Raw genomic sequence first — 693 nt, forward strand, 5'->3', positions numbered from 1 at the left:
TGTACTGGTCAACCCAAACTGGACACTTTTACTTGAGAATTTTCAAACTCTACCGGTGACAGATCGTCATTAGCAGAATGCAGCCGCTCCAAGTTGTAATATTTCATGTAAGCAGTCACATCTTGCTTCATAAACTCCCTTGTTGGTTGATTAACTTTAAAAATCCAATCGTGTTTTAAGCTGCCAAAGAATCGCTCAACAACGGCATTATCCCAACACGCCCCCACATCACCCATGCTGGCTCGGATACCATAGCTCGATAGCAGCCTACCGAATTGCTTACTGGTATATTGCGAGCCTCGGTCACTGTGAAATACCAACCCTCTGGCCGGTTGTCGCAGGTTGTAGGCTTTTATTAATGCCTTAGATATCAAATCTGTGGTCATGCGTTTATCTATGTGCCATCCCACAATCCGGCGTGAATACAAATCCATCACCACTGCCAAATACATCCAGCCTTCACCCGTCTTTAAATAGGTCACGTCACCCGCCCAGACCTGATTAGCCGATACTGGATTAAAGTTCATGTTTAACAGGTTATCTGCCACTGCATCTGAGTGTTTCCGCTGCGTAGTCACCTTGTAAGCACGTCGCTGGGTTGCTTTGAGTCGAAGGCGGTACATAATTTTACGAACGAGATAGCGACCAACCTGGTAGCCTTCCTTGCGCAATTTTTTCACCATTTCACGATTC

Annotated in this window: 1 protein-coding gene; it reads right to left on the reverse strand. The window is 45.7% G+C overall.

All coding sequences use genetic code 11. The annotated features are described in order from the left end of the window. Nucleotides 1–8 precede the first annotated feature (8 nt). Nucleotides 9–693: IS3 family transposase (locus FW758_RS24700; protein ID WP_446446839.1), on the reverse strand; the 685-nt coding region annotated here is incomplete at its 5' end.

The organism is Shewanella sp. 1180_01 (assembly GCF_052850535.1).